25 protein-coding genes are annotated in these 25,589 nt (G+C 63.9%); 15 read left to right on the forward strand and 10 right to left on the reverse strand.

Translation table 11 applies throughout. The features are described from left to right. The first annotated feature begins 13 nt into the window (after positions 1–13). From ACK4OE_RS19100 to ACK4OE_RS19115, 4 genes are all read left to right on the forward strand, one after another. Positions 14–1,378, forward strand: coding sequence for a D-serine ammonia-lyase (locus tag ACK4OE_RS19100; protein WP_409887065.1), 1,365 nt, complete (start codon positions 14–16; stop codon positions 1,376–1,378). A 66-nt stretch (positions 1,379–1,444) separates the two neighbouring features. Then, on the forward strand, positions 1,445–2,431 hold the full coding sequence (locus ACK4OE_RS19105; protein WP_409887067.1) for a Bug family tripartite tricarboxylate transporter substrate binding protein: 987 nt from the start codon (positions 1,445–1,447) through the stop codon (positions 2,429–2,431). A 44-nt stretch (positions 2,432–2,475) separates the two neighbouring features. Continuing rightward, positions 2,476–4,035, forward strand: a complete 1,560-nt coding sequence (locus tag ACK4OE_RS19110; protein WP_409887069.1) for an amidase — start codon at positions 2,476–2,478, stop codon at positions 4,033–4,035. Positions 4,036–4,055: 20 nt separating this feature from the next. After that, a complete protein-coding gene (locus ACK4OE_RS19115) occupies positions 4,056–5,201 on the forward strand; it encodes an NAD(P)/FAD-dependent oxidoreductase (RefSeq protein WP_409887071.1) in 1,146 nt (381 codons plus the stop codon). 49 nt (positions 5,202–5,250) lie between these two features. Here ACK4OE_RS19115 and ACK4OE_RS19120 read toward each other — a convergent pair whose 3' ends face one another. The 3 genes from ACK4OE_RS19120 to ACK4OE_RS19130 all read right to left on the reverse strand — a co-directional run bounded on the left by ACK4OE_RS19120 (position 5,251) and on the right by ACK4OE_RS19130 (position 7,704). Beyond that, positions 5,251–5,466 carry a YjfB family protein gene (locus ACK4OE_RS19120; protein WP_409887072.1) on the reverse strand — a complete coding sequence of 72 codons (216 nt, stop codon included), beginning with the start codon at positions 5,464–5,466 and terminating at the stop codon, positions 5,251–5,253. A 91-nt stretch (positions 5,467–5,557) separates the two neighbouring features. Beyond that, complete coding sequence (locus tag ACK4OE_RS19125) at positions 5,558–6,973, reverse strand: dihydrolipoyl dehydrogenase (RefSeq protein WP_409887074.1); 1,416 nt, start codon at positions 6,971–6,973, stop codon at positions 5,558–5,560. Positions 6,974–7,110: 137 nt separating this feature from the next. Next, complete coding sequence (locus ACK4OE_RS19130) at positions 7,111–7,704, reverse strand: IMPACT family protein (protein WP_409887076.1); 594 nt, start codon at positions 7,702–7,704, stop codon at positions 7,111–7,113. A gap of 223 nt (positions 7,705–7,927) precedes the next feature. On the opposite strand from ACK4OE_RS19130, the gene ACK4OE_RS19135 reads away from it, so the two are divergent. Continuing rightward, entirely contained in the window at positions 7,928–8,128 is a 201-nt protein-coding gene (locus ACK4OE_RS19135; protein WP_409887078.1) for a hypothetical protein, read from the forward strand. 85 nt (positions 8,129–8,213) lie between these two features. On the opposite strand, the gene ACK4OE_RS19140 is transcribed toward ACK4OE_RS19135, so the two are convergent. Continuing rightward, positions 8,214–8,744, reverse strand: coding sequence for a GNAT family N-acetyltransferase (locus ACK4OE_RS19140; protein WP_409887081.1), 531 nt, complete (start codon positions 8,742–8,744; stop codon positions 8,214–8,216). Positions 8,745–8,811: 67 nt separating this feature from the next. Continuing rightward, positions 8,812–9,762 (reverse strand): GNAT family N-acetyltransferase, encoded by a 951-nt coding sequence (locus ACK4OE_RS19145; RefSeq protein ID WP_409887083.1) that lies wholly within the window; start codon positions 9,760–9,762, stop codon positions 8,812–8,814. Positions 9,763–9,950: 188 nt separating this feature from the next. Here ACK4OE_RS19145 and ACK4OE_RS19150 point away from each other — a divergent pair, with 188 nt between their 5' ends. From ACK4OE_RS19150 to ACK4OE_RS19170, 5 genes are all read left to right on the forward strand, one after another. After that, entirely contained in the window at positions 9,951–12,365 is a 2,415-nt protein-coding gene (locus tag ACK4OE_RS19150) for a YgiQ family radical SAM protein (protein ID WP_409887085.1), read from the forward strand. Positions 12,366–12,398: 33 nt separating this feature from the next. Continuing rightward, positions 12,399–13,196, forward strand: a complete 798-nt coding sequence (locus tag ACK4OE_RS19155; protein ID WP_409887087.1) for a helix-turn-helix transcriptional regulator — start codon at positions 12,399–12,401, stop codon at positions 13,194–13,196. Positions 13,197–13,324: 128 nt separating this feature from the next. Next, the gene (locus tag ACK4OE_RS19160; protein WP_409887088.1) at positions 13,325–14,320 is read left to right on the forward strand and encodes a DMT family transporter; all 996 of its coding nucleotides are present in this window, start codon (positions 13,325–13,327) and stop codon (positions 14,318–14,320) included. 190 nt (positions 14,321–14,510) lie between these two features. Next, a complete protein-coding gene (locus ACK4OE_RS19165; RefSeq protein ID WP_409887090.1) occupies positions 14,511–15,197 on the forward strand; it encodes a serine hydrolase domain-containing protein in 687 nt (228 codons plus the stop codon). After that, on the forward strand, positions 15,194–15,532 hold the full coding sequence (locus tag ACK4OE_RS19170; protein ID WP_409887092.1) for a hypothetical protein: 339 nt from the start codon (positions 15,194–15,196) through the stop codon (positions 15,530–15,532). The genes ACK4OE_RS19165 and ACK4OE_RS19170 overlap by 4 nt, the downstream gene beginning before the upstream one ends. Here the strand turns inward: ACK4OE_RS19170 and ACK4OE_RS19175 are convergent. The 3 genes from ACK4OE_RS19175 to ACK4OE_RS19185 all read right to left on the reverse strand — a co-directional run bounded on the left by ACK4OE_RS19175 (position 15,506) and on the right by ACK4OE_RS19185 (position 17,822). Next, complete coding sequence (locus tag ACK4OE_RS19175; RefSeq protein ID WP_409887094.1) at positions 15,506–16,003, reverse strand: hypothetical protein; 498 nt, start codon at positions 16,001–16,003, stop codon at positions 15,506–15,508. The two genes, ACK4OE_RS19170 and ACK4OE_RS19175, sit on opposite strands and share 27 nt — an antisense overlap. Positions 16,004–16,202: 199 nt before the next feature. Next, positions 16,203–16,916 carry a DUF1294 domain-containing protein gene (locus tag ACK4OE_RS19180; RefSeq protein WP_409887096.1) on the reverse strand — a complete coding sequence of 238 codons (714 nt, stop codon included), beginning with the start codon at positions 16,914–16,916 and terminating at the stop codon, positions 16,203–16,205. A 15-nt stretch (positions 16,917–16,931) separates the two neighbouring features. After that, positions 16,932–17,822, reverse strand: coding sequence for a CoA transferase (locus tag ACK4OE_RS19185; RefSeq protein WP_409887098.1), 891 nt, complete (start codon positions 17,820–17,822; stop codon positions 16,932–16,934). Between the two features lie 177 nt (positions 17,823–17,999). Here ACK4OE_RS19185 and ygiD point away from each other — a divergent pair, with 177 nt between their 5' ends. Beyond that, positions 18,000–18,863: a 4,5-DOPA dioxygenase extradiol gene (gene ygiD, locus ACK4OE_RS19190; protein ID WP_409887099.1), complete on the forward strand. Its 864-nt coding sequence runs from the start codon at positions 18,000–18,002 to the stop codon at positions 18,861–18,863. Positions 18,864–18,971: 108 nt separating this feature from the next. On the opposite strand, the gene ACK4OE_RS19195 is transcribed toward ygiD, so the two are convergent. Then, positions 18,972–19,583, reverse strand: a complete 612-nt coding sequence (locus tag ACK4OE_RS19195; RefSeq protein ID WP_409887101.1) for a nucleotidyltransferase family protein — start codon at positions 19,581–19,583, stop codon at positions 18,972–18,974. Further along, positions 19,576–20,772, reverse strand: coding sequence for an amino acid aminotransferase (locus ACK4OE_RS19200; RefSeq protein ID WP_409887103.1), 1,197 nt, complete (start codon positions 20,770–20,772; stop codon positions 19,576–19,578). The genes ACK4OE_RS19195 and ACK4OE_RS19200 overlap by 8 nt, the downstream gene beginning before the upstream one ends. A gap of 105 nt (positions 20,773–20,877) precedes the next feature. On the opposite strand from ACK4OE_RS19200, the gene uvrB reads away from it, so the two are divergent. The 4 genes from uvrB to iscU all read left to right on the forward strand — a co-directional run bounded on the left by uvrB (position 20,878) and on the right by iscU (position 25,522). After that, positions 20,878–22,968: an excinuclease ABC subunit UvrB gene (uvrB, locus tag ACK4OE_RS19205; protein ID WP_409887105.1), complete on the forward strand. Its 2,091-nt coding sequence runs from the start codon at positions 20,878–20,880 to the stop codon at positions 22,966–22,968. A gap of 242 nt (positions 22,969–23,210) precedes the next feature. Next, positions 23,211–23,747: a Fe-S cluster assembly transcriptional regulator IscR gene (gene iscR / locus ACK4OE_RS19210; protein WP_409887107.1), complete on the forward strand. Its 537-nt coding sequence runs from the start codon at positions 23,211–23,213 to the stop codon at positions 23,745–23,747. A 110-nt stretch (positions 23,748–23,857) separates the two neighbouring features. Beyond that, positions 23,858–25,078, forward strand: coding sequence for an IscS subfamily cysteine desulfurase (locus ACK4OE_RS19215; protein ID WP_409887109.1), 1,221 nt, complete (start codon positions 23,858–23,860; stop codon positions 25,076–25,078). A 39-nt stretch (positions 25,079–25,117) separates the two neighbouring features. Next, entirely contained in the window at positions 25,118–25,522 is a 405-nt protein-coding gene (iscU, locus tag ACK4OE_RS19220) for a Fe-S cluster assembly scaffold IscU (protein WP_121420096.1), read from the forward strand. The last annotated feature ends 67 nt before the right edge of the window (positions 25,523–25,589 follow it).

Consider the following 25,589-nt stretch of genomic DNA (forward strand, 5'->3'; position numbering starts at 1 on the left):
TGAATGAATCTGTATGACGCCTGCTGAACGAACGCCTGCTGTGGATGCGCTGCTGGCCACCCGCTTGCGCAATGCCCAGCCCGCGCTGTGGACCAACCCGGCCCGGCAGGCACAACCCCCGGCCGCTTTGCGGGCACTGGGACGCAGCATTAGTCTGGATGATACGCAGGCCGCCGCCGACCGGTTGGCCCGTTTTGCAGGCCTGCTGGCGCAGGTGTTCCCGGAGCTGGTCGCCACCAGGGGCGTGGTGGAGTCGCCTCTGCTGCCCGCCGCCGCGTTGCAACCCGCGCTGGGTGTGGCTGAGGGCCAGGGCCGCTTGTTCATCAAGGCCGATCACAGCCTGCCGGTGGCGGGCTCTATCAAGGCCCGGGGCGGCATGCACGAGGTGCTGGAGTTGGCCGAGCGGCTGGCGCTGGAGCATGGGCTGGTACAGGCTGGCGGTGACTACCGCGCGCTGGCCACCCCGGTGGCACGCGAGGTGCTGGGCCGCTACCAGGTGGCGGTGGGCTCTACCGGCAACCTGGGGATGAGCATTGGTGTGGTGGCATCGGCCCTGGGCTTCAAGGCCACGGTGCACATGTCGGCCGACGCCAAGGAGTGGAAGAAGGACCGCCTGCGCCAGCGTGGCGTGCAGGTGGTGGAGCACGCGGGCGACTACGAGCGCGCGGTGGCCGCAGGCCGTGCCGAGGCGGCCAGCAACCCGCTGTGCCACTTTGTGGACGACGAGCAATCGTTCTCGCTGCTGCTGGGCTACAGCGCGGCGGCGCTGCATTTACAGAACCAATTGGCGGAGCAGGGCGTGGTGGTGGATGTGGAACACCCGCTCATCGTGTACCTGCCGTGCGGCGTGGGCGGTGCGCCAGCGGGCATCACGTTTGGCTTGCGGCAGGTGCTAGGGCCGCATGTGCATTGCTTTTTTGCCGAGCCGGTGCAGTCACCTTGCTTCATGGTGCATATGCTGGCCGATTCAACACAGGGCGTGGGCGGTCACCCCTCGGTGTACGACTGGGGCCTGACCAACCGCACCGAGGCCGATGGCCTGGCCGTACCGCGTGCGTCGCTGCTGGCGGCCGAGCTGATGCGGCCGCTGCTGTCGGGTGTGTTTACCGTGGCCGACGACACCTTGTTTGCGCAGCTGGTGCTGGTGCTGGACGCCCTGGGCGAGCGCATCGAGCCTTCGGCTGCGGCAGGTTTCAGCGGCCCGGCCATGTTGACAGGCACCACGGCTGGGCAGGCCTGGCTGCAAAGCACGGGCGTGGATGCGGTGTTGCACAACGCCACGCACCTGGTGTGGACCACGGGCGGCCTGCTGGTGCCCGATGCGCAGTACCAGGGCTTTGTGCAGCGCGGGCGGGCTGTGCTCGCGGCGCAAGGCTGATTTTTCATCTCCCCGATTCGTCCAATTCTCTATTCCCCCACCTTTGTCACCTTTGGAGAGCACCCCATGAACCGCAAGCAACTGCTTTTGTCGTCCGCTGTCATTTGTGCCCTGGGGGCCGCTGCGTGGGGCCCTGCCGTGGCGCAAGAGGCCGCATTCCCCACTAAACCGATCACGCTGGTGATTCCGTTTCCACCCGGTGGCGCCACCGACGTGCTGGGTCGCCTCATCGGCAAGAAGCTGGGTGACAAGCTGGGGCAAAGCGTGGTGATCGACAACCGCGCGGGCGCGGGCACGGTGATCGGCGCCAGCTCGGTGGCGCGCGCGGCAGCCGACGGCTACACGCTGCTGATGAGTTCGGGCACCACCTTCACCGTGAACCCCGCCGTGCGCGCTAAGCTGCCGTATGACCCGGTCAAGAGTTTTGAACCCATTGGCATTGCGGGTCGCACAGGGCTGATCCTGTTGGCCAACAAGGATGTGCCAGCCAGCGACGTCAAACAGTTTGTGTCCATGGTGAAGGCCGCGCCGGACAAGCATTCATACGGGTCGTTCGGTGCGGGCACGACGTCGCAGTTTGCTGGCGAAATGTTCTTTCATGCGGCCGGCCTCAAGATCCAGCACATCCCCTACAAAGGCAGTGCACCCGCGATGACCGACCTGCTGGGCGGGCAGATCCCGTTCACGGTAGACACGGTGTCGGCCGCGCTGCCGCAGCTCAAGGACGGCAAGATCAAGGCCATTGCCGTGACGTCGGGCAAGCGCTCGGCCCTGCTGCCCAAGGTGCCTACGCTGGCAGAGAGCGGCTACCCCGGCCTGGAGATGGACACCTGGCTGGCCATGGTGGCGCCGCGTGGCCTGCCGCCCGCTGTGAAGGCGCGGCTGGAGCAGGCCCTGGCCCAGGTGGTGTCAGACCCTGACACGCGTGACAAGATGATCGCCGTGGGGTTCGAGCCGTCCTATGCTTCGTCCAAGGCACTGGCAGAGCTGATCGACAAGGAACTGCCGCTGATGCGTGCGATTGCGCAGCGCGCTGGCATTACGGCAGATTGATCGCTGCATATCGATCGCCCTGTGAACAAGGAGACAACACCAAGATGACAACAAGCCCCCAAGCCCTGGTCGAGCTGACGGCCAATGAACTGCGCCACCGCATCGGCACGCGCGAGATTTCTCCGGTGGAACTGCTGGATGCGTGCATTGAGCGCATCGAGGCCGTCAACCCGCATGTGAATGCCATCACCGCCACTTGCTACGACCGTGCCCGCACCGAGGCCAAGGCGGCCGAGCAGGCGGTGCTGCGCGGCGAGCCCCTGGGCTTGCTGCATGGCCTGCCGCTGGGTGTGAAGGACCTCGAAGCCACGGCCGGTTTGCTGACCACCTATGGCTCGGAGATTTACCGCGGCAATATCCCGGCGGAGGACAACGTGCTGGTGGCGCGCCTGCGTTCGGCGGGTGCCATCGTCACTGGCAAGACCAATATCCCCGAGATGGGCGCGGGCGCCAATTCGCGCAACACGGTGTGGGGCGCCACGGGCAACCCGTTCAACCCCAATCTGAACGCCGGGGGCTCGTCGGGCGGATCGGCCGCAGCGCTGGCGTGCGACATGCTGCCGGTGTGCACGGGGTCGGACACGGGCGGTTCGCTGCGCATTCCGGCGTCGATTTGCGGGGTGGTGGGCTTTCGGCCATCGCCCGGTGTGGTGCCCAGCTCGCGCAAGCTGCTGGGCTGGACGCCGATCTCGGTGGTGGGCCCCATGGGCCGCACGGTGGAAGAAGCCTGCCTGCAGTTGGCCGCCACTGCAGGCATGTCGGCGGGCGACCCACTGAGCTACCCGCTGGATCCGATGAGCTTTCTGCTGCCCGAAACGGTGGACCTGAGCCGCCTGCGCGTGGCCTATACCGAAGACTTCGGCGCCTGCGCGGTGGACAACGGCATCCGCACGGTGTTCCGCCAGAAGGTGCAGGCCATGAAGCACCTGTTTGCCAGCTGCGACGCCATCGACATCGACCTGGGCGACGTGCACCGCTGTTTTGACGTGTTGCGCGCCGAAGCCTTTGTGGCCAGCACGCGCGAGGCCTACGAGCGCGACCCCGCCAGCCTGGGGCCCAACACCCGCGCCAACTACGAAATGGGCGCCGCCATGACGCTGCTGGACAGCGCCTGGGCGCAGGCCGAGCAGACGCGCATCCTGGCGCGGTTTCAAAAGCTGTATGAGCAGTACGACGTGATCCTGGCGCCTACCACGCCCGTGTCGCCCTTTACGTGGACGCAGCTTTTTGCCAGCCACATCAACGGTGAGCCGCAGGCCAACTACTACCGCTGGCTGGCGCTGACCTATGTGACTACGCTGACCACGCACCCGGCGCTGAGCTTGCCGTGTGGGCTGGACGATGCAGGGATGCCGTTTGGTTTGCAGATCACGGGGCGCTTTCGAGCCGACCGCCACACGCTGGGCGTAGGCCATGCGCTGGAGCAAGCATTCAAGGGCATTGCCGGGCTGGCACGTCCACGGCCTGACATCGCCAAGCTGATGAAAACAAGTGCGGAGCCCGCGCTGACCTCCATCGTGACCGGCGCGCCCGATCCGCGTGATGCCCGCAGCCTGCCGCGTGACGACCGGGCAGTGTCGGCGGCGCAGGTATCGGCTGTTTAACGCAATTCAAGGGGCAGAACATGCAAACCGCAGACACCATCGTCATTGGCGCAGGCATTGCGGGGGCTTCGGTGGCCTGGCAGTTGGTGCAGGACAAAGTGGGAGGTGAGGGAGCTAGCGTGCTGCTGCTGGAGCGCGAATCGCAGCCCGGCTACCACACCACCGGCCGCTCGGCAGCGCTGTACATGGCCACTTACGGCACGCCCAACATCCAGGCCCTGACGCGGGCGAGCCGTGCCTTCTATGACGCTCCACCGCCCGAGTTTGGTGCTGACCCCATCCTCTCGCCCCGGGGCGTGGTCTACGTGGCCGGGCCTGACCAGCTTGACATGCTGAAACAGGCCTATAAAGAAGCACATGCGATCTCGCCCAACGTGGAATGGGTGGAGCAGGGCGCACTGCTGGCCCAGCTACCGTGCTTGAAACCCGAGGCCGTGGTAGCAGGCATGAGCGAGCCCGAAGCCTCCGACATCGACGTGCATGCGCTGCACCAGGGCTACCTGCGCGGCCTGCGCCAGCGCGGCGGCCAGGTGCTGACGAATGCGGAAGTCACGGCCCTACAGCGCCAAGGCGATGGTTGGCAGGTGACCCTGGCCGATGGCCGGTTGCTGCAAGCCAAATCAATAGTCAACGCAGCAGGCGCCTGGGCCGATGTGGTGGCAGGACTGGCTGGCGTGCCGCCCATCGGCCTGGAGCCGCGCAGGCGTACTGCCTTTACCTTTGCGGTGCCCGAGGGCATGGACGCCACCCACTGGCCCGCCGTGATCGGCATCGACGAAACCTTCTACTTCAAGCCCGACGCAGGCCAACTGCTGGGCTCGCCCGCCAACGCCGACCCGACGCACCCGCACGACGTGGTGCCCGAAGAGTTGGACGTGGCCACGGGCATCTATCACATCGAGGAAATGACGACCTTCCAGATCCGCCGTCCGTCGCACACCTGGGCGGGCCTGCGCTCGTTTGTGCCTGATGGCGACATGGTGATTGGCTGGGACAACCATGTGCCCGGCTTTTTCTGGCTGGCCGGGCAGGGTGGTTATGGGATTCAAAGTGCTGCTGGCGCCTCGTTGTTGGCGCGGCAGCTATTGCGGGGTGAGCCGCTGGCCGATGACTTGGTGCGCGAGAAGGTGGACGTAGCGGGACTGTCGCCAGCGCGGATCCGGTAGGTCGGAAGAAGGCGGGCACGGCATTTGCCCGTCTCCCCCAAAATCGAAGTCAGGCGAAGGTGTTGACCTGGGTGCCCAGCGTGCCGCTGGTCGCCAGCGCGGGCTGGGGCATGGACCGCTGCATGGCGTCAATCAAGGTGGCTGCTGACGAGGCCTGGATGTCGATGGCTTTTTTCAGCACGACCATGTTCAGTGCGTCTGAGGTTTTGGCACTGGCCAGCGCGGTGGCAGTGCTGACGATGCTGTTGGAGAGTGCGACGTCCATGGCGATTCCTTAAGGCAATGGTGGTTTATCGACCATTCGACGCCGGGGTTAAGGGATGTTACATCCGGCGCACTGATTTCAGTTCGGAGATTCACTCCAGGGCCGCAACGCCGATGGCGTTGCAGGTCGCGAGGTCGGAGTCACGCGCCTTGGGCAGTTGTCGTGCGGCATCGCGCAGGGCGGTTCGCAAGCCTTCTTCCAGTGTGGGGTGATAGAACGGCATGCCGAGCACGTCATGCACCGTCAGTTTTTGCTGAACAGCCAGGGCGAGCACATGTGCCAAATGTTCAGCGTGCGGTGCGCACATTTCGGCACCCAGCAGTTGGCCGGTGGCCTTGTCGGCATACACATACAGGCGCCCGTGGTTGTGCAGGGCGGTGCGTGCACGTCCCTGGTTGGCGTAGCTGACAGTGCCGGTCACCGTCTGATCGCGATCCATGTCGGCCAGGCGCTGACCCACGGTGGCGACGTTGGGGTCGCAAAAAACAATGCCCATGGGCGTGCGGCGTTTGAAGCGGGTGGGCGTGTCTGCCAACGCGTTCATGCCCGCGATATGGCCTTCGTCTGCCGCCTCGTGCAGCAGAGGGGTGTGGGTGTTGGCGTCTCCGGCCAGAAACACAGGCAAATCGCCAATTTGCTGGGTTTGCGGATCTAACGTGGGCATGCCGCGCTTGTCCAGCGGCACGCCCAGCGTCTCCAGGCCCAGGTACTGGATGTTGGGCACCCGGCCCATGGCCGCGACCACCTGGTCCACCACTACCCGGTTGCCGCCGCTAGACACTTCAATGCCTCCGGCGACTTCGCGCAGCGCGGCGGGCGCGCCGGTGTGCAGGACCATTTCCTTTTTAAGTAATGCGATCAGCTCGGCATTGAGGATCGGGTCGCTCAGGCCTGCCAGGGTGTCGCCGGTAGTGAACGCCGCCACCTGCAAGCCCAGGCGGGCCAGCGCTTGCGACAGCTCCAGGCCAATGGGCCCCATGCCGATGACGGCGATGCGGGGCCCCAGGGTAGGTTGCTCAAACAGTGTGTCGGTGGTTAGCATGCGGTCGCCAAACGCCAGCCACTCCTCTGGCACGCTGGGTCGTGAGCCGGTGGCGATGATGATGCTTTTGGTGGAGTAGGGGGTACCGTCAATGTCGACCGTGCGGGGGCCGAGCAAGGTGGCTCGGCCTGCGATGCGGGCGCTCCCCAGGTCGTCCGTGGCCTTGACGGCGCCCGCCACAAAATCGTCCCGCAGGTCGCGCACGCGCTTCAGCACGGCGGGGATGTCTACCGTCAGTTGGTCAGCGCCGCGCAGGCCGAATTCCTCGAACGCATGGCGGCGATGAAACGCATTGGCCGCCTCGATCAGCGTTTTGGACGGCATGCAGCCCACCCGCGCGCAGGTGGTGCCCCAGGGGCCGTCGTTCACGATGAGGTAGCGGTCTGTGCGCTTGCGCACTTCGCGCAAGGCGGCCAGCCCCGCTGTGCCAGCGCCGATGATGATGGTGTCGAGCGGTTGGCTCATGGGGGCGTCTCCTGGTGTTCCATCTGCCTGCGTATCAGGCAAGGTGCCAGTGTGCGGGCCTCGCCGCCGTGGGCTTGTAGGTGCACAGGCAATTTTGTGAAAGGCACCCCCACCGCCGGTTAGCGGACGAGGGCCGATCATGGCGCGGGATCTGTCCAGCCTACGCGACCCTGGCCGTGGTCGTTGATGCGTTGCACGAAGGACGCCGCCTGTGCGTCAGGCAGACGCAATTGCAGGGTGACAAGCGTGCCATGCTGCACATCCACCAGTTCTGCGTCGGCAGCATCAATCTCGCGGCGCAGCAGGCCTTCCAGCGCATACGGCACATGGCATTGCAAGGTTTTCATGCGCTGCAGCGTCACCTTGGGTGCCGTCAGCAGCGCCTGGGCAACCGTGTCGGTGTAGGCGCGCACCAGTCCGCCTGCGCCCAGCTTGACGCCGCCAAAGTAGCGCACCACCGTGGCCAGCACGCCTTCCAGGTCCTGGTGGCGCAGCACGTCCAGCATGGGGCGGCCTGCCGTGCCACCAGGCTCGCCGTCGTCCACCGCCGCCGACTGGCCGCCCGCCAGCAGCGCCCAGCAGATGTGGGCGGCGCCGGGGTGCTGCTTCCACAGCGCATCCACCGTCGCCTGCGCACTGGCACGGTCGGCCATGGGTTGCACGCAGCCGATGAAGCGGCTTTTCTTGATGATGATTTCGCTGTGCGCGGGCGCAGCCAGGGTCTGGGGCATGGGGCGAGCAGTTTACGGCGGGGCGAGTGCGACAGATTTGCAACGTCCGCTCTACCGTTTGTCGTGACGTGTCCGCCCTTTGTGACAAAACGATGTTGATTGTGCGTTCTGTCACACACAAAAAAGGCGCGGATTCCTACACTTGTGACAAGTTGCTGTGCCGTACGCTGCTGCTACATATTTCAAAGCACTCGGGCAATCAGACTTCAGAAAAGGAACTGCCATGTTTGCCACACCTGTCACCGCCCCTCTGCACGAAACGCTCGCCAATCATGTGTTCGGGCGGTTCATGCCCCAGCGTGCGCAGCCGGTTGTCACAGAGGCTGTCACGGCCCTGGCTCAGGTGCAGGCACCAGCGGTGGTGGTAGGTGAAGATGCCTTCCCTGATCTGGCCCAGCGAGTGCGCGACGTGGGGGAGTGGTAGCGCCTGGCAGCACCCGTGCCCTATCGGTGACCCGTCAGCTCTGCACTAAAAAGGTCCTTCGGGGCCTTTTTTTGTGGGTACAGCGTCAAGCGGGTGGCCCGTCGGTCAGGCTACGCGCCATCAGCACACTCGTGTAGTTGGTGAGCGGCTGCCAGTCGCACGCGCCCACCACCCGGTATCCCCAGGATTCGTACATCGTAATTAGCGCTGCAGCGGGCTTGGCAGTGTCCAGCGCCAGCATCTGCGCACCGGCCTGGAGCGCAAACCGGGTGGCATAGACATGCAGTTGCTTGCCGTAACCCCGGCCTTTGGCGTTTGGCGAAATACAGAACTGGCACAGCGACCACACCACTGGGTCGCGGTACAGCGCTACGGCGGAGTCCGGCTGGGGTGGGCGGAGGGTGGCCGTGCCCACGTAGTCGTCTCCCTCCACCATTACCAGCCCTGTGCCAGACGCAAAGCGCTCGACCGTGTCTTCTACCGACTGGTGGGTGCCCCAATAGCGCAGGCCGAGCTTCGCATGTGGGGCATACGCTGCATGGATCAGTTTGGTCAGGCGCTCCAGGTCATCGTCGGCGTTGACGGGGCGGATCATCGGGGCCGGGGGCAAAGTCATGCTACTACTCGTGGGTCTGATTTTGCGGATGGTATGGGTACGACACAGCACGATCCATCGGGTGTTTCTATAGCTTGAGCTCCCACGTCTCGCCCACCAGCTGCTGGCTAAAACCTTCATACGGCTCCGACTTGACCAGCTTGAACCCGCGCTTGGCATAGATACCCCGTGCCGCCGTCAGGCAGCTGTTGGTCCACAGCACCATCTTCTTGTAGCCCTTGGCACGGGCAAAGGCAATGCACTGATCCGTCAACCGCGCGCCCAGGCCCAGGCCGCGGGCTTTGGGCGACAAGATCAACATGCGCAACTGGGCCGTGGTGGCCGATTTGCGCACCACGAACACGGCGCCCACGCGCTCCCCATCCAGTTCGGCCACCCAGCAACGTTCCCAGGCGGGCTGGAACTTGCGGACAAACTGCGAAGCGATGTCGGCTACGAGGGCTTCAAAGCTGTTGTCCCAGCCGTACTCGCGCCAGTAGATCTCGCCGTGCTGCTGCACCACCCAGCCGATATCGCCGGGAACCGGGTCGCGAAGCACGGCCATGCGGGTTGCAGCGGGCGTGGCGCTGGCAGGCTCCAGCAGGGTCTCAATGCGTTCCATGGCGGCCACCAGCTCCTGCTGACGGCTGGGGGGCAGGGGGGCGAGCAGGGCGGTTGCTTCGTCGCGTGAGCGTTGTTGCAAGGGCTCAAAAGCCTCGCGTCCAGAAGGTGTCAAGGTCAGCACGTTTTGTCGCGCATCCTGGGGGCTGGCGCGGCGCTCGATCCAGCCTGCGGTTTCAAACCTGCGAAGCACCCGGCTCAGATACCCGCCGTCCAAGCCCAGGTCGCGCGCCAGTTCGCTGGCTACCGGAGCCTCGCGGTGGGCCAGTTCATACAGCACACGCACATCCGTCAGCGACAGGTTGCTGCCCAGGTACGGGTTCAGCACACCCACTTTGCGGGTCATGAAACGGTTGAAGCGCCGCACGGCCTTTACGGCGCTGGCGGGCACGGTTGTGGGGGATGCGAGAGTGCTCATGGTTGCCTTTGTCATTCAATTAATTGACAAAAGCAAGTGTATGCTGGTTCCGGATCATGCCCTGGCAAAGTAGGGGCAAGCACCCGCCAGCGACAAAATCAACCCGCCGCCGTAAAATCGCGGGTTAACCACCACAGCCGCGCCCCACGAGGCCCCATCGCACTGGGCCGGCCGCGACCCTCCTTTGCATGAACGCCCCCGTTGACGTCTCCTTTTTTGCGCGCGCCGCAAAGCCCTTGACCAGCTACCGCCCGTACTGGGCCAAGCGCTTTGGCACGGCCCCGTTTCTGCCGATGAGCCGCGCCGAGATGGACAAACTGGGCTGGGATAGCTGCGACATCATCCTGGTCACGGGCGATGCGTATGTTGACCACCCGAGCTTCGGCATGGCCGTGATTGGCCGCACGCTGGAGGCGCAAGGCTTTCGCGTGGGCATCATTGCCCAGCCCGACTGGCAAAGCGCCGAGCCCTTCAAGGTGCTGGGCAAGCCCAACCTGTTCTGGGGCGTGACAGCGGGCAACATGGATTCGATGATCAACCGGTACACCGCCGACCGGAAGATCCGCAGCGACGACGCATACACCCCTGGCGACATCGGCGGCAAGCGCCCCGACCGCGCGGCCATCGTCTACAGCCAGCGCTGCCGCGAGGCTTACAAGGACGTGCCCATCATCCTGGGCGGCATCGAAGGCAGCCTGCGCCGCATTGCCCACTATGACTACTGGAGCGATAAGGTGCGCCGTTCCATCGTGGTGGATGCCAAGTGCGATCTGCTGTTGTACGGAAACGCCGAGCGGGCGCTGGTCGAAGTGGCCCACCGCATCGCGGCGCGCGAACCGGTCGAGCAGATCACCGACGTGCGCGGCACCGCCTTTGTGCGCCGACCGGACGACGAAAGCGGCAAGGGCTGGTTCGAGATCGACTCCAGCAGCGTGGACGAGCCCGGCCGTGTCGAGGCGCACGTCAACCCCTACATGACGACCAGCGAACAGGCGGCATCCCAAGGCACTACCTGCAGCAAGGATGATGCTCCTGATTCTGTAGCTGGTACCGCAGGTGGGACAAGCGCTGGCGGCCAAAAAGACCCAAAATCTGCCGAGTCCAACCCCGCCATCCAGCCCATGCTGTTTGTGGCCAACCCGGCGCTCAAGGCCAAGCTCAAGGTGCCGCCGCGCGACAAGAGCGTGATCCGCCTGCCCAGCTACGAGCAGGTCAAAAGCGACCCCGTGCTCTACGCCCACGCCAACCGCGTGCTGCACCTGGAGACCAACCCCGGCAACGCCCGCGCATTGGTGCAGGCCCACGGCGAAGGCGTGACCGCGCGGGACGTGTGGATCAACCCCCCGCCCATCCCGCTGACCACGGCCGAGATGGACTACGTGTTCGATTTGACCTACGCCCGTGGCCCGCACCCGAGCTATGCGGATGAAAACGGCAGCCACGACCACGGCACCAAGATCCCCGCGTGGGAGATGATCCGTTTCAGCGTGAACATCATGCGCGGCTGCTTTGGCGGCTGCACCTTCTGCTCCATCACCGAGCACGAAGGCCGCATCATCCAGAGCCGGTCCGAAGACTCGATCATTCAGGAGATCGAAGACATCCGTGACAAGGTCAAGGGCTTCACCGGCACCATCAGCGACCTGGGTGGCCCCACCGCCAACATGTACCGCCTGGGCTGCAAGAGCCCCGAAATTGAAGCCGCCTGCCGCAAGCCCAGCTGCGTGTACCCCGGCATCTGCTCCAATCTGGGCACCAACCACGACCCGCTGATCAAGATCTACCGCCGTGGCCGCGCGCTCAAAGGCATCAAGAAGATACTGATCGGATCGGGCCTGCGCTACGACCTGGCCGTGAAGAGCCCTGAATACGTGAAAGAGCTGGTGCAGCACCACGTGGGCGGGTACCTGAAGATCGCGCCCGAGCATACTGAGCAGGGCCCGCTCACCAAGATGATGAAGCCGGGCATCGGCAGCTATGACAAGTTCAAGCAGATGTTCGAGAAGTTCAGCGAAGAAGCGGGCAAGAAGCAGTTCCTGATCCCGTACTTCATCGCCGCGCACCCGGGCACCAGCGACGAGGACATGATGAACCTCGCCATCTGGCTCAAAAAGAACGGTTTCCGCGCCGACCAGGTGCAGACCTTCTACCCCAGCCCCATGGCCACCGCCACGGCCATGTACCACAGCAACAAAAACCCCCTGCGCAAGATCACACGCGACAGCGAAGCGGTGGACATCGTGCGCGGGGATAAACGCCGCCGCCTGCACAAGGCTTTTTTGCGTTATCACGACCCTAACAACTGGCCCCTGCTGCGCGACGCGCTCAAGGCCATGGGCCGCGCCGACCTGATCGGCAACGGCAAGCACCACCTGATCCCGACCTTCCAGCCGCTGACGGATGGGGGGTACCAGAGCGCACGCCGCAAGAACTCCACGCCCACGGGCGTGAAGGCCACGGCTGCGGCGGTGCCTGCCAAGCAAGGCAGTTCGGTCAGGCCGGGCCAGCCCCAAAAGGGCCGCATGCTGACCCAGCACACGGGTCTACCGCCCCGGGTGACGGGCGCAGCCAAGCCCAAGCCCTCGCTGCGCAAGGGCCGCTAGCACTTCGCACCGCGCCAAAGGTTCGGCTCGCGCATGCCACAAGACCGCATCCTCTATGCAGACACCGCTGCATGGCGGGTGGAGCGGGTGGTCAAGCGTGCCGCCCCCGTTCATGCCAGCAGCACCGTCTACCAGGCGGCTACGCCGCGCTGGGTGTTTCCGGTGAGCGGGGTTTCCGAGTTTCTGCTGCACGGGCAGCCGGTTTTGCTCGACGGGCTGACCGTGGTGGTGTTGCCCGCGGGTCTTCCGTACCAGATTCACGATTGGCATGCCGCACCGCGCAGCCATATGGTGGTCAGCATGCAACCCGACAGCCCCTTGCCCAGCGCTCCAAGTGGTGCGCGGAGTTGGACGTTGGTGCCCCGTGCGCTGTGGGCGTTGCGCCTTCACTGGCGTGCGCTGGCGCAGGGGTGGGGGCGCGCCGTCTTGCCTGAACCCGTGCTTGCTGAACCGGTGCATGCGTTGGATGGCGCGGCGGTTCATGCAAGCGGCATGGCCCATCCTGCGGTGGCGCGTGCACGGCGTTTCATGGCTACCCGCACGGCCGCGGCCGATGGCAAAGCCTGGTCCTTGCACGATGTGGCCGACGCGTCGTGCTGCTCGTACTTTCACCTCGCGCGGTTGTTCCGCGCCCACACGGGTCTGTGCTTGCACACTTACCGCGAGCGGTTGCGGCTGGCATTAGCGCTGCAGCGGCTGGACGAAGGAGAGCGCGACCTGGCCGCCCTGGCACACGACCTGGGCTACAGCAGCCAGAGCCATCTGGGCTCGATGTTCCGCCGCGGCGTGGGCGTGACACCTGCGCAGGCCCGGCTGGCGTTGCGAAGCTGAGGGTCCACGCTTCTGACTTTTCGGGCTCATCGGGCTTTTCAGACGTTCGGGTTTTGAGGTCTGTTCGTCAGCACAACACCGCAGGATTTTGATAGCCGCACCGGTACGTTGCGCCGAGACTGCGGTCCATGCCTGCATCCAGCCCCTTTCTGCGCCGCGTACCCTTCCGCATTCCACCGCTTTGGATCGGGTGGCTGGCCGCGCTGTGCGCCGCGCTCATTGGTAGCGGCTGGCAGATTGCGTCGCGCCACGGCGTCACGACCACGTTGGGCCCGATGGAACTGGCGGTGATGCGTTACGCAGTACCGGCGCTGTTGCTGCTGCCGCTGTGGTGGCGGCCAGGGACGTGGCCAGCAGGCCTGTCGCGCAGGCGCTGCGCGCTGCTCACGGTGTGCGGCGGCCTGCCCTTTGGGCTGGTGGTGCTGGCAGGTGCGCAATGGGCGCCCGCTGCGCACATGGGCGTGTTTGTGGCGGGGAGTTTGCCCATCTTCACCGCCCTGGGTGGCTGGCTGATGTCGGGCGACCGGCCCGCTCGTTCGCGGCTGGTGGGGCTGGCGATGATCGCGGCAGGCATGGCCGTTTTCAGCGCGGGGGAGTGGAGCGCAGCACAGGGTGCCTGGCGCGGCGATCTGCTGTTTCTGCTGGCGGCTCTGATGTGGGCCGCCTATACGCTCCTCTTTCGCGGCAGTGGCCTCACCCCGTGGCAAGGCGCTGCGCTGGTCAACCTGGGGTCTACCTTGCTGCTCGTGCCGTTGCTTTGGGTGGTGGGCGCCCCGCGCCTGCTGTCTGCACCCTGGGCGGATGTGGCTTGGCAGGCGCTGGGGCAGGGCGTGGTGGCGGGGCTGCTGGGGTTGGTGGTTTACAGCGTTGCCATTGCCCGGCTGGGTGCCGCACGCGCAGCGCTTTCGGCCGCGCTGGTTCCGCTGCTCACGGCCGTCGGCGGCGCATGGCTGTTGGACGAGCCGATGTCGGGCACTGTGCTGGTGGCGGTAGCGCTGGTGGTGCCCGGCGTGGCAGTGGCGGCTGGCGCCCTCGACAAGAGCGCGCGGCCAAGACAACCGCCAGAGTCCGCACCTGCGCTGCCGAGCCAGATCGACAACGATGCCCGCCGGGACACGGCGTAGCGCCGCACATACGACCGCAGACCGCGCGCCCCGTTTCCCCGATACCGCACTACCATGCACAGCCAACAACTTGTTTGAGGGGGCAGTTATGCAGCAAGGTTTGTGGGGCCGTCGATTCGGGTTCGCACGGGCAAGCATGTTGGCGTTGTGTCTCGCTGTTGCATCGGCCGCGTCTGCCCAGCCGGCTGCCGTGGCCTCTGCACCACCGGGTGCACCCACCTTGGTGTGGCCGGGCCAGGACTGGGCCACGGCCACCCCCGAGGAAGCCGGCATGGACGCCCGCGCGCTCGACGACCTGGTCGCGTTCGGCGCGGCCAACGACATGGACAGCATGGTCATCACACGCCACGGGCGGCTGGTGCGGGAGGCGTACTACGGCGACTTCAAAGCCGAGCAAAAACACCGTCTGAATTCAGCCACCAAGGGCATCGTGGCGGCGCTGGTGGGTATCGCCATCAGCCAGGGCCACATCCAAAGCACGGCTGCTCCGGTGCTGGGCTTCTTCCCGAACCGTACGGTGGCGCACCGCGATGCGCGCAAGGAGACGATCACGGTGCAACACCTTCTGGACATGACCTCGGGCCTGGAGTGGCAAGAGCCATTGACCGGAGGGCGCGTGGCCTCGCTCTTGGAACTGCGCGGTAGCAACGACTGGGTGCAGTTCGTGCTGGACCGGCCCATGACGCAGTCGCCCGGCGCGGGGTTCAACTACAACAGCGGCAACTCCCATTTGCTAGCAGCCATCCTGACACAACAGACCGGGCAGCCGCTGCACGACTACGCCCAGAAGCAGTTGTTCGGCCCCTTGGGATTGCAGGATGTGTTGTGGGAGACGGACCCCCGGGCATCTATACCGGCGGCTTCGGTGTGCAGATGAGCACCCGCGACATGGCCCGCCTGGCACTGCTGTACCTGCGCGGTGGTGAGTGGAACGGCCTCCAACTGGTGCCGCGAGAGTGGGTGGCCAAGGTGTTTGCGCCGACGGTGTCCATGAGCATGGGACCCGCACGTTATGCCGACCAGTGGTGGAGCATGCCCGAACGCGGCGTGTTCATGGCCGTCGGGTTCAACCGGCAGATCCTGCTGGTGATGCCTCGGCACGGTATTGCAGCCGCATTCACAGGGCGCAAACACTGGGCGTTTGCGCCCTGGATGGATCTGCTGGACCGTGCCGCCCAGGGTGCATCACCGGTCGTTGGGCGTACTCATTGACGGGTGTTCGTCACCCTCGGCTGCGTGGGTGCCCACCACGACCGACTGGGGGCCGTCATCCACCTGCTGGGGAATCAGGTCTTCAATGATGAAAGTGCGGTAGTAGAAGGCAGTGACCGCGCCTTGTGGGGTGATGGCGTCTACCAGGGTGTCGGTGTTGTCCTTGTCGGCCATGGCCATCAGCAGGCCGTGGTGACCTTTGCCTGCCAGGTCGGCAATGCGACGCACCATGTCGCCTTCAGCGCCGACGGATGGCAGGGGCGCATCTGCGGTACCCAGGGTGTGGACGATCTCCTGCAGGATCACTTCGGGGCTGGCGTATGCCGTGGCGCCCTGGTGGCCCGCAGCTTGTAGCGCGGTGGCTGCCTGGCGCACACAGTCTTCGTCAGGGAAGAGCGCGAACACGTGGCCGGTGGGGTAGAACGTGCCGCCCATGTTGGTCATGGAGGAATCAAGAACGAGGGGTTTCATGGGCGTCTCCCGAGGTGTTTTAGATCCTTTCGATTGAAACGTCTCCCAGGCGAGCGCGGTGTAGGCCAGTGGGCAATGTGCACGTCAGCACCCCACCGAGAGAATGGATGCGGAAAAAATATCAATAAAAATGGCCTCTAGCGCTTATCCAGTAAGCGCTAGTAGCTATCAATATAGTAGTATCTGAGCCGCCGATCGATTATCGAATCCAGCCGGCCACCCAGGCCAGCAGCGCGCCGCAGTGAAGCACCACGGTGATCCAGTAGACCGCACGAAACTCCACTTTGCGGGATTTGTGCCGCAGCCATTGCTGGGCAAACCACGCGCCCGGCCAGCCGCCTGCCAAGGCGAGCAGGTGCAAGTGGCTTTCCTTGGTGCGCCACTGCCCGTTTTGGGCAGCGCTTTTGTCGATGGCATAGACCACAAAGGTGAGCAGGTTGACCGCCACGGCAGCGCCCAGCACCCACAGCGGGAGCCGACCCGCCCAAATGCCCCAGGCCAGCAGCGCCACCCAGCCCAGCATCAACAGTAGAGCAACGCCAGAGGGTGCGGCGGCAACAGCGGTTTCGGTGGGGCGTCGGCCACGCTGTACCTGGCGGGGCTTGGGTTCTTGGGCGGGCCCGCGCTGTGTGCGCTGAGCCGCTCGGGGCGTGGAGGTTGATGTGGATCGGTGCGCAGCAACGGGCGATGGCGGCGCAGCGCCCTGGCGTGCCGCTGGCTGCACCGCCATCGCCCGGGGGCCTTTGCCGCCCACATGGATTTCTTCGTAAACCACGGCCAGGCCTTCGCGTGGCGCGGCAGCGCCTTTGTAGTCCCGCACATGAAAGAACACATCGGCCGAGGTGTCCGGGCTGCGGATAAAGCCGAAGGCGCGGGTGGCGTCCCAGCGGATGACGGTGCCTTGTTTTTGCATCGATGAAAGGGGTTCTCAGGCCAGGGTGTGCAAGGGAATGTCCTGCGCCACTGCCAGCGCATCGAGTTGCGCGCTGGTTTGTGTTCGTAAAAAGGCGGCCACGGCATCGTGGGTGGCGCGCTCGCGCAGCACCTGCGGGTCGCCCGTGGCGGGCAAGCCTGCAGCGGCGCACAGGCTGGCGGCAAAGTGGGGTTCCAGCGCAGCCACAGCCACACGGCCGTCGGCGCAAGGGTAGATGCGGTAGCCCGCATGGTTGCCGCCCACATCGCCCTCGGGCGTGGTCAGGCCCCAGTCGCGCGGCTGGGCCAGCCAGGCGGCGGCATCGGCCAGGGCGACTTCAATGCACACGCCGCTGCCGGTGTGGGCGCGCTCCAGCAGGGCCTGCAGGACGGCCTCGCTGGCCATCAGGGCGCCGCCCATGTCGGCGTATAGCGTGGGGGGCATCTCGGTGCCGGTGACCAGCCCGGCGTCGGCCAGGTAGGTGAGGTCGTGGCCGGGTTCCTCGGCCCGCTCGGCCGCCGCGCCCACGATGCGTACGAGCGACAGGCGCGGGTACTTCGCTTGCAGCGCCTCCCAGCCCAGGCCCAGCTTGGCCAGCGCCGACGGGCGAAAGGACGTGATGAGCACATCGGTGCGAGCCAGCTCGTCATGCAACGCGGCCTGGCCTTCGGCGGTCTTGAGGTGGGCGTGCAGCACGCGCACGCCGTGGTGCAGCGTGGCGTAGGCGGCAGGGCTGTAGATGCCCATGGGATCTGCGCTGGGATACCCGGCCGGTGGTGGCGGTTCGAGCTTGGTGCATTCGGCCCCCATGCGGGCGCAGCGCATCAGGGCCGCAGGGCCGGGCAGGTTGAGCGCTAGGCTGAGGACACGGACATTGCGCAAAGGCTGGGGGAGGGCGGTCGTCATGGGCGTGGTCTGTCTCGGCATTGTGGTTTTGAACGGAAGGCGCCGTGCTGGAACTTCATGGGGCGCGCGGGCTCAGTCCCTGCGTTATACATAATTTGTTACGCTCCCCCGTCACCCATGCAACGCAGAACTTCCCTCTCCGCCTTGGCAGGCCTCGCTACTTTTCCGGGAGCTTTCATGACATCGTCGTTGAGTAGCGCAGCCACATTGCCCGCGCTTCAGGCATTGAAGCCCTCGCCGCGCATGCCCGTGCTGTTTGTGGGCCATGGCAGCCCCATGAACGCCATTGAAGACAACGCCTGGCGCCGCAGCTGGCAGGCCCTGGGCACCGAACTGTCGGCGCGCGCTGTGCAACCACAGCTCATTTTGTGTGTGTCGGCCCACTGGCTTACGCGCGGTGGCTGGCAGCTGACCGGCATGGCCAAACCCAAGACCATCCACGACTTTGGTGGGTTTCCGCAGGAATTGTTTGACCAGCAATACCCCGCGCCGGGCGCTCCGCAGGTGGCGCGCAGCCTGGCGGCGGAACTGAAGTCGCCTGCGACGGGAGGTGCCCTGGGCGTGGACGACGGTGAATGGGGTCTGGACCACGGCACCTGGTCGGTGCTCAAGCCCATGTTTCCCAAAGCGCAGATCCCTGTAATGCAGCTGAGCATGGACTACAGCCGCGCCCCTGCCGAGCACTACGCGCTGGGCCAACAGCTCAAGGTTCTGCGCGAGCGGGGTGTGATGATCGTGGGCAGCGGCAATGTGGTGCACAACCTGCGTGCGTCTCGCCGTGGCTCGGCCGCCAATGAAGCGTACGACTGGGCCACCGAGTTCGACACGGTGGTACAGGAGCAGATCAAGAAAGGTCAGCTGGGCGCGCTGCAGGACTTTCAGAAACTGGGCGCTGTGGCCAAGCAGGCGCACCCCACGCATGAGCACTACCTACCGCTGCTGTACGCGGCGGGGGCCGTGTTGCCCAGCGAGATGCCGCGCTTCTTCAACACGGGCTACCAGTCGGCGTCGATCTCGATGCGGTCTGTGTTGTGGGGGTGATGGGGTTGCGCTGGGCTGCGACGATTTACTTCTTTTTTGATAGCTGGTAGCGCTTATCCATCAAGCGCTAGATGCCAAAAAGGCTTGGAAATCCAGCTGCATCACTGATCAGGCCGTCATGTCGTCGGCCCGGATCGTCAGCCACGGCCAGCGTTCTTGGTAGCTTTCAGCCTTGGCCTGGAACAGCGGTAAATGCGGACATGCGGGGTTGGGTTTGAGTAGTCCTGCGTACAGTTCTTCCAGCCCGTAGGGCGCGTACAGCGTCGACCCGTCAACGCTCTGGTTGGCGGCAGGCTGCAGGCCCACACAGGTGCAAGGCACCAGAAAACGCTCGATCCCGTTGCGGGCCGATTGAAGTGGCGCATACGGGTAACCAAACCAGCGTTCGTACCAGAGATGCACGCGGGCCTGGTTCTTGGCTTCCACGGTGATCGGTAGGTCGGCGAAGAGGGCGGTCACGCGGGCTTGCATGGCTTGCTCGGCCGCTTCGGACAGGTCCGACGCATCAAAATAAAAGACGTCGTAGTCCTTGATGTTCGCAGTGGGCGCCAAGCCGGAGTGCAGATTCCACACCGTCTGGAACAGGCAACCCGCCACCAGCCAGGCGTCGGGCAGGCCCAGAAATGGCAAACGCTCCAGAAGGGCCGCGTTGTGCGGGTTCTGGAGCGCTTCGCTCACAAAGCGGCGCGCGAGCGCCGCTTTCTCATCGTGCTCAGACAACCTTGGCGATCGCCTGGCAGACGTAGTCGATGTTCTTGCTGTTCAGGGCCGCCACGCACATGCGACCCGTGTCGGTGCCATACACGCCGAACTCGCTGCGCAGGCGAACCATCTGGTCCTTGGTCAGGCCCGAGTAGCTGAACATGCCGATCTGGGTAGTGATAAAGCTCATGTCCTGCTTCACGCCTGCGGCCTTCAGGCCATCGACCAGCTTTTGGCGCATGGCCTTGATGCGCACGCGCATTTCGCCCAGTTCCTTTTCCCACATCGCGCGCAGCTCGGGGTTGTTCAGCACCGCAGCCACCACCGCGCCACCGTGGATGGGTGGGTTGGAGTAGTTGGTGCGGATGACGATCTTGAGTTGGCTGAGTACGCGCGATGCTTCTTCCTTGTCGGCGCACAGCACCGACAGGCCGCCCACGCGCTCGCCGTAGAGGCTGAAGCTCTTGCTGAAAGATGTGGACACAAAGAAGTTCAGGCCGGCAGCCACGAACTTGCCGATCACGGCGCCGTCTTCTGCGATGCCGTGGCCAAAGCCCTGGTAGGCCATGTCGAGGAAGGGCGTGAGGTTCTTGCCTTTGACGGCAGCAATCACTTCATCCCACTGGGCTGCCGTGATGTCGTAGCCGGTAGGGTTGTGGCAGCAAGCGTGCAGCACAACGATGGTGCCGGGGGCGGCAGCGTTGAGGCTGGCCAGGAAGCCTTCGAAGTTCACGCCACGCTTTTCTGCGTCGTAGTAGGCGTAGGTATCGACTTCAAAACCAGCGTTGATGAACAGCGCGCGGTGGTTTTCCCAGCTGGGGTCGGAGATCAGCACCTTGGCGTTGGGGCTGAGTTTCTTGAGAAAGTCAGCGCCGATCTTCAGGCCGCCGGTGCCACCCACCGCTTGCACGGTCGCCACTCGCCCTGAGGTGACAGGTTCGCTGTCCGCGCCGAACACCAAAGCCTTCACGGCGTTGTCGTACGCCACGATGCCGTCGATGGGCAGGTACCCACGGGCCGTGGGGGTGGCCATCATGGTCTTTTCTGCGGCCTGTACGCATTGCAGCAGGGGCAGCTTGCCGTTGTCGTCGAAATAAACGCCGACGCCCAGGTTGACCTTGTTGGGGTTGGTGTCGGCGTTGAATTGCTCGTTGAGGCCCAGAATGGGGTCGCGGGGGGCCATTTCGACGGCGGTGAACAGAGACATGAAAATCCTTGAAAGGTTGTCAGTAGCGAAGAATCCGGGCGTGGTGTACTGTGCCGGGTTCCGCCGATTTTAACGGCCGCTACCCTTTACTCGTTGACTGCACCCATGCCGGAACTCACAGAAGTCATTACGGAAAAGCAAGACGGCGAGTTCGTCCATTTCCCCAATTCCCCGTTCGAACTGTTCCAGCCGTACCCCCCGGCAGGCGACCAGCCCGAGGCCATCAACAAGCTGGTGGAGGGCCTGAACGACGGGGAAACCTTTCAGACTTTGCTAGGGGTTACGGGCTCTGGCAAGACCTTCACCATGGCCAACGTGATCGCCCGCATGGGGCGCCCGGCCATCATCTTTGCGCCCAACAAAACACTGGCCGCGCAGCTGTACAGCGAGTTCCGCGAGTTCTTTCCCAAGAACGCCGTCGAATACTTTGTGAGCTACTACGACTATTACCAGCCCGAGGCCTATGTGCCGCAGCGCGATCTGTTCATCGAGAAGGACAGCGCCATCAACGAGCACATCGAGCAGATGCGGCTTTCGTGCACCAAGAGCCTGATGGAGCGCAAGGACGTGGTCATCGTGGCCACGGTGTCGGCCATCTACGGTATTGGTGAGCCCGAGAGCTACCACCGCATGGTGATGACGCTGCGCACCGGCGACAAGCTGGGCCAGCGCGATGTGATCGCCCAGCTGATCCGCATGCAGTACCAGCGCAATGAGGCCGATTTCTCGCGCGGCAAGTTCCGCGTGAGGGGCGACACGATTGATGTGTTTCCGGCCGAGCATTCGGAGCTGGCCGTACGCATCGAGTTGTTTGACGATGAGATCGAGAGTCTGCAGCTGTTCGACCCGCTCACCGGCCGCGTCAAACAGAAGATTCCGCGCTTTACCGTGTACCCCAGTAGTCACTACGTGACGCCGCGTGACAAGGTGCTGGCGGCGGTGGAAACCATTAAGTTGGAATTGTCTGACCGGCTCAAACAGCTGCTGGCCGATGGCAAGCTGGTGGAGGCGCAGCGGCTGGAGCAGCGCACGCGGTTCGACCTGGAAATGCTCAGCGAAGTGGGTCACTGCAAGGGTATTGAGAACTATACCCGCCACCTCTCGGGTGCCGCGCCGGGCGACCCGCCGAGCACGCTGACGGACTATATGCCCAAGAACGCGCTGATGTTCCTGGACGAAAGCCATCAGATGATCGGCCAGCTGAACGCTATGTACAGCGGCGATCGGTCGCGCAAGACCACGCTGGTGGAATATGGGTTTCGACTGCCATCGGCACTGGACAACCGGCCGCTAAAGTTTGAGGAGTTCGAGCAGCGCATGCGGCAGGTGATCTTTGTGTCGGCCACACCAGCCGACTACGAAAAGACCCATTCAGGCCAGGTGGTGGACCAAGTTGTGCGGCCTACCGGGTTGGTGGACCCTGAAGTAGAGGTGCGGCCTGCCACCCATCAAGTGGATGATGTGCTACAAGAAATACGCATTCGTGCGGAAAAGCATGAGCGTGTACTCATTACGACGCTGACCAAGCGCATGGCGGAGCAGCTCACCGACTACCTGACCGACAACGGCGTCAAAGTGCGTTATCTGCACAGCGACGTGGACACAGTGGAGCGCGTGGAAATCATCCGCGACCTGCGGCTTGGGGCGTTTGATGTGCTGGTGGGGATCAACCTGCTGCGCGAGGGGTTGGACATCCCCGAGGTGTCCTTGGTGGCGATCCTGGATGCCGACAAGGAAGGCTTCTTGCGCGCCGAGCGCAGCCTGATCCAGACCATTGGCCGCGCAGCGCGCAATCTCAATGGCCGCGCCATCCTGTACGCGGATCGCATCACGGAGTCCATGAAAAAAGCCATGGGCGAGACGGAACGTCGACGCATCAAGCAGATCGCACACAACGAGGAGCACGGAATTACACCGCGCAGCATTGTCAAGCGGGTACGAGACCTGATTGACGGCGTCTACAGCGAGAAGGCCGGAAAGGATGCGCAAAAGCTTGAACAGGAAGCGCTGCAGCGCGCCAAGGTGGAGGACATGTCAGAAAAAGACGTGGCGCGCGAGATCAAACGGCTGGAAAAACTCATGCTGGAACACGCCCGCAATCTGGAGTTTGAGCAGGCAGCGCGGGTGCGCGACCAGTTGACGCAACTCAAGGACCAGGCGTTTGGCGCGCACGGCAATGATTCGGTGGCCTTGTAGTGGGCGGAAAACAATTGGAAATAACTATCTGGTCGATTAAAAACCAGTTGGTTATTTAACCCGACAGATTCGATAGGGATTTGTGCTATACTCGCACAAAATACTCAAGAAAACAGCCCAGCGATGAAGGGCTCCGTGCCAGGCAACTGTGCGGAGTAAGGGGCGGAGACGGTGCCCTCACTGGCCAACAGCCAGCGGAGGCGGTTTCTACAACGAACAAGCCTTAGCACAAGGAGCTTGCGATGCGTCTCACAACCAAAGGCCGTTTTGCGGTCACCGCCATGATTGATTTGGCCCTGCGCCAAAACAATGGTCCAGTCACCCTGGCGGCCATCAGCCAGCGCCAGCAGATTTCGCTGTCGTACTTGGAGCAGCTGTTCGGCAAGCTGCGCCGTCACGAACTGGTGGAGTCCACCCGTGGCCCCGGCGGCGGTTACACCCTGGCTCGCAAGGCGGGCGACATCACTGTCGCGGACATCATTGTTTCGGTGGACGAACCCATTGATGCTACGCAGTGCGGCGGCAAGGAAAACTGCCTGGGCGAAGCTGGCCGTTGCATGACGCATGAGCTGTGGGCATCGCTCAACCAGCGCATGGTCGAGTTTCTGGACTCCGTCACTCTGCAAAAACTAGTGGACGAGCAGATCGCCAAGGGCGTACAGATCGAAGACAAGCCTGTGATACGTCGCGCCATCTCGACGACCCCGGTGGTGAAGCCGATCCGCGTGAATGCCCCGAACTCTGTGTTCGCGCTCGGCAACGTTTTCGCCAAATCTTGACGGTCCACGTGCTTGTGTCGACCTTGGGGTCGGCACCGCCCTGAACCGTTGTTAGCCCCGTTATTGTTTCTTATCGAGTTTGCCAGCCAGCAACCTTTACTGAGCCAGCCATGGATATGACCCCGCACTTCCCCATCTATCTCGACTACGGCGCCACCACCCCAGTGGACCCCCGTGTTGTGGACGCCATGATTCCGTGGTTGCGTGAGCATTTCGGCAATCCGGCATCACGCAGCCATGCCTGGGGCTGGGAGGCTGAAGAGGCGGTTGAGAAGGCTCGCGTTCAGGTGGCTGATCTCATCGTTGCTGACCCCCGCGAAATCGTCTGGACCAGTGGCGCCACGGAGTCCATCAACCTTGCCTTGAAGGGTGCAGCGCACTTCTACAAGGGAAAGGGCAAGCACCTCATCACGCTCAAGACCGAGCACAAGGCCGTGCTGGACACCATGCGCGAACTGGAGCGGCAGGGTTTTGAAGCCACCTACCTGGATGTGCAGGAAGACGGATTGGTCAACATGGACGCCCTTAAGGCCGCCATTCGTCCCGACACCGTGCTCATCAGCATCCTGTTTGTGAACAACGAGATTGGCGTCATCCAGGACATTCCTGCCATCGGCGCGCTGTGCCGCGAAAAGGGCATCCTGCTGCATGTGGACGCTGCCCAAGCCACGGGCCGTGTTGAGATCGATATGAATGTGCTGCCCATCGACCTGATGAGCATGACGGCGCACAAGACTTATGGTCCCAAGGGCGTTGGCGCACTGTATGTGCGCCGCAAGCCCCGCGTGCGCCTGGAAGCGCAGATGCACGGCGGTGGCCACGAGCGTGGCATGCGTTCGGGTACCTTGCCCACGCACCAGATAGTGGGCATGGGCGAAGCCTTCCGCATCGCCAAGGAAGAAATGGCCGAGAGCAATGCCAAGGCCCATGCGCTGCAACAGCGCTTGCTCGATGGCCTCAAGGATATCGAGCAGGTGTTCATCAACGGCAGCATGGAGCGCCGTGTGCCGCAGAACCTGAACATGAGTTTCAACTTCGTCGAAGGTGAATCGCTCATCATGGGTATCAAGGGCCTGGCTGTGTCGTCGGGTTCGGCCTGCACGTCCGCCAGCCTAGAACCCAGCTATGTGCTGCGCGCTCTGGGTCGCAGTGACGAGCTGGCGCACAGCAGTCTGCGCATGACCATCGGCCGTTTCACGACCGAAGAAGAGATCGACTACGCCATATCCACCATCCGCGAGAACGTGGCCCGTCTGCGCGAGCTGAGCCCGCTGTGGGAGATGTACAAGGACGGCATCGACATCAGCACCATTCAGTGGGCTGCGCACTGAATCCCTGAAGATTTTGGAAGAATTGAAGAGGTACACATCATGGCTTACTCAGAAAAAGTGGTTGACCATTACGAGAATCCCCGCAACGTGGGTTCTTTCGACAAGGGTGACGATTCGGTGGGCACCGGTATGGTGGGCGCCCCTGCCTGCGGCGACGTGATGAAGCTGCAGATCAAGGTGAACCCCGAGACCGGCGTGATCGAAGATGCGCGTTTCAAGACCTACGGTTGTGGTTCGGCGATTGCCTCATCGTCTCTGGTGACCGAGTGGGTCAAAGGTAAGACGCTGGACGAAGCGGCAGCCCTCAAGAACAGCGAGATCGCTGAAGAGCTGGCCCTGCCGCCCGTCAAGATCCACTGCTCCATCCTGGCTGAAGATGCCATCAAGGCCGCTGTGCTCGACTACAAGACCAAGCACGCAGCCACTGCAACTGCCGCTGCCTGATTTGACAGATAAATAGATCGAGAGACATGGCCATTACGCTGACAGAAGCCGCTGCACGGCACGTCAA

It is taken from the genome of Acidovorax sp. (assembly GCF_046314175.1).
In the GTDB taxonomy this organism is placed as follows: Bacteria; Pseudomonadota; Gammaproteobacteria; order Burkholderiales; family Burkholderiaceae_C; genus Acidovorax.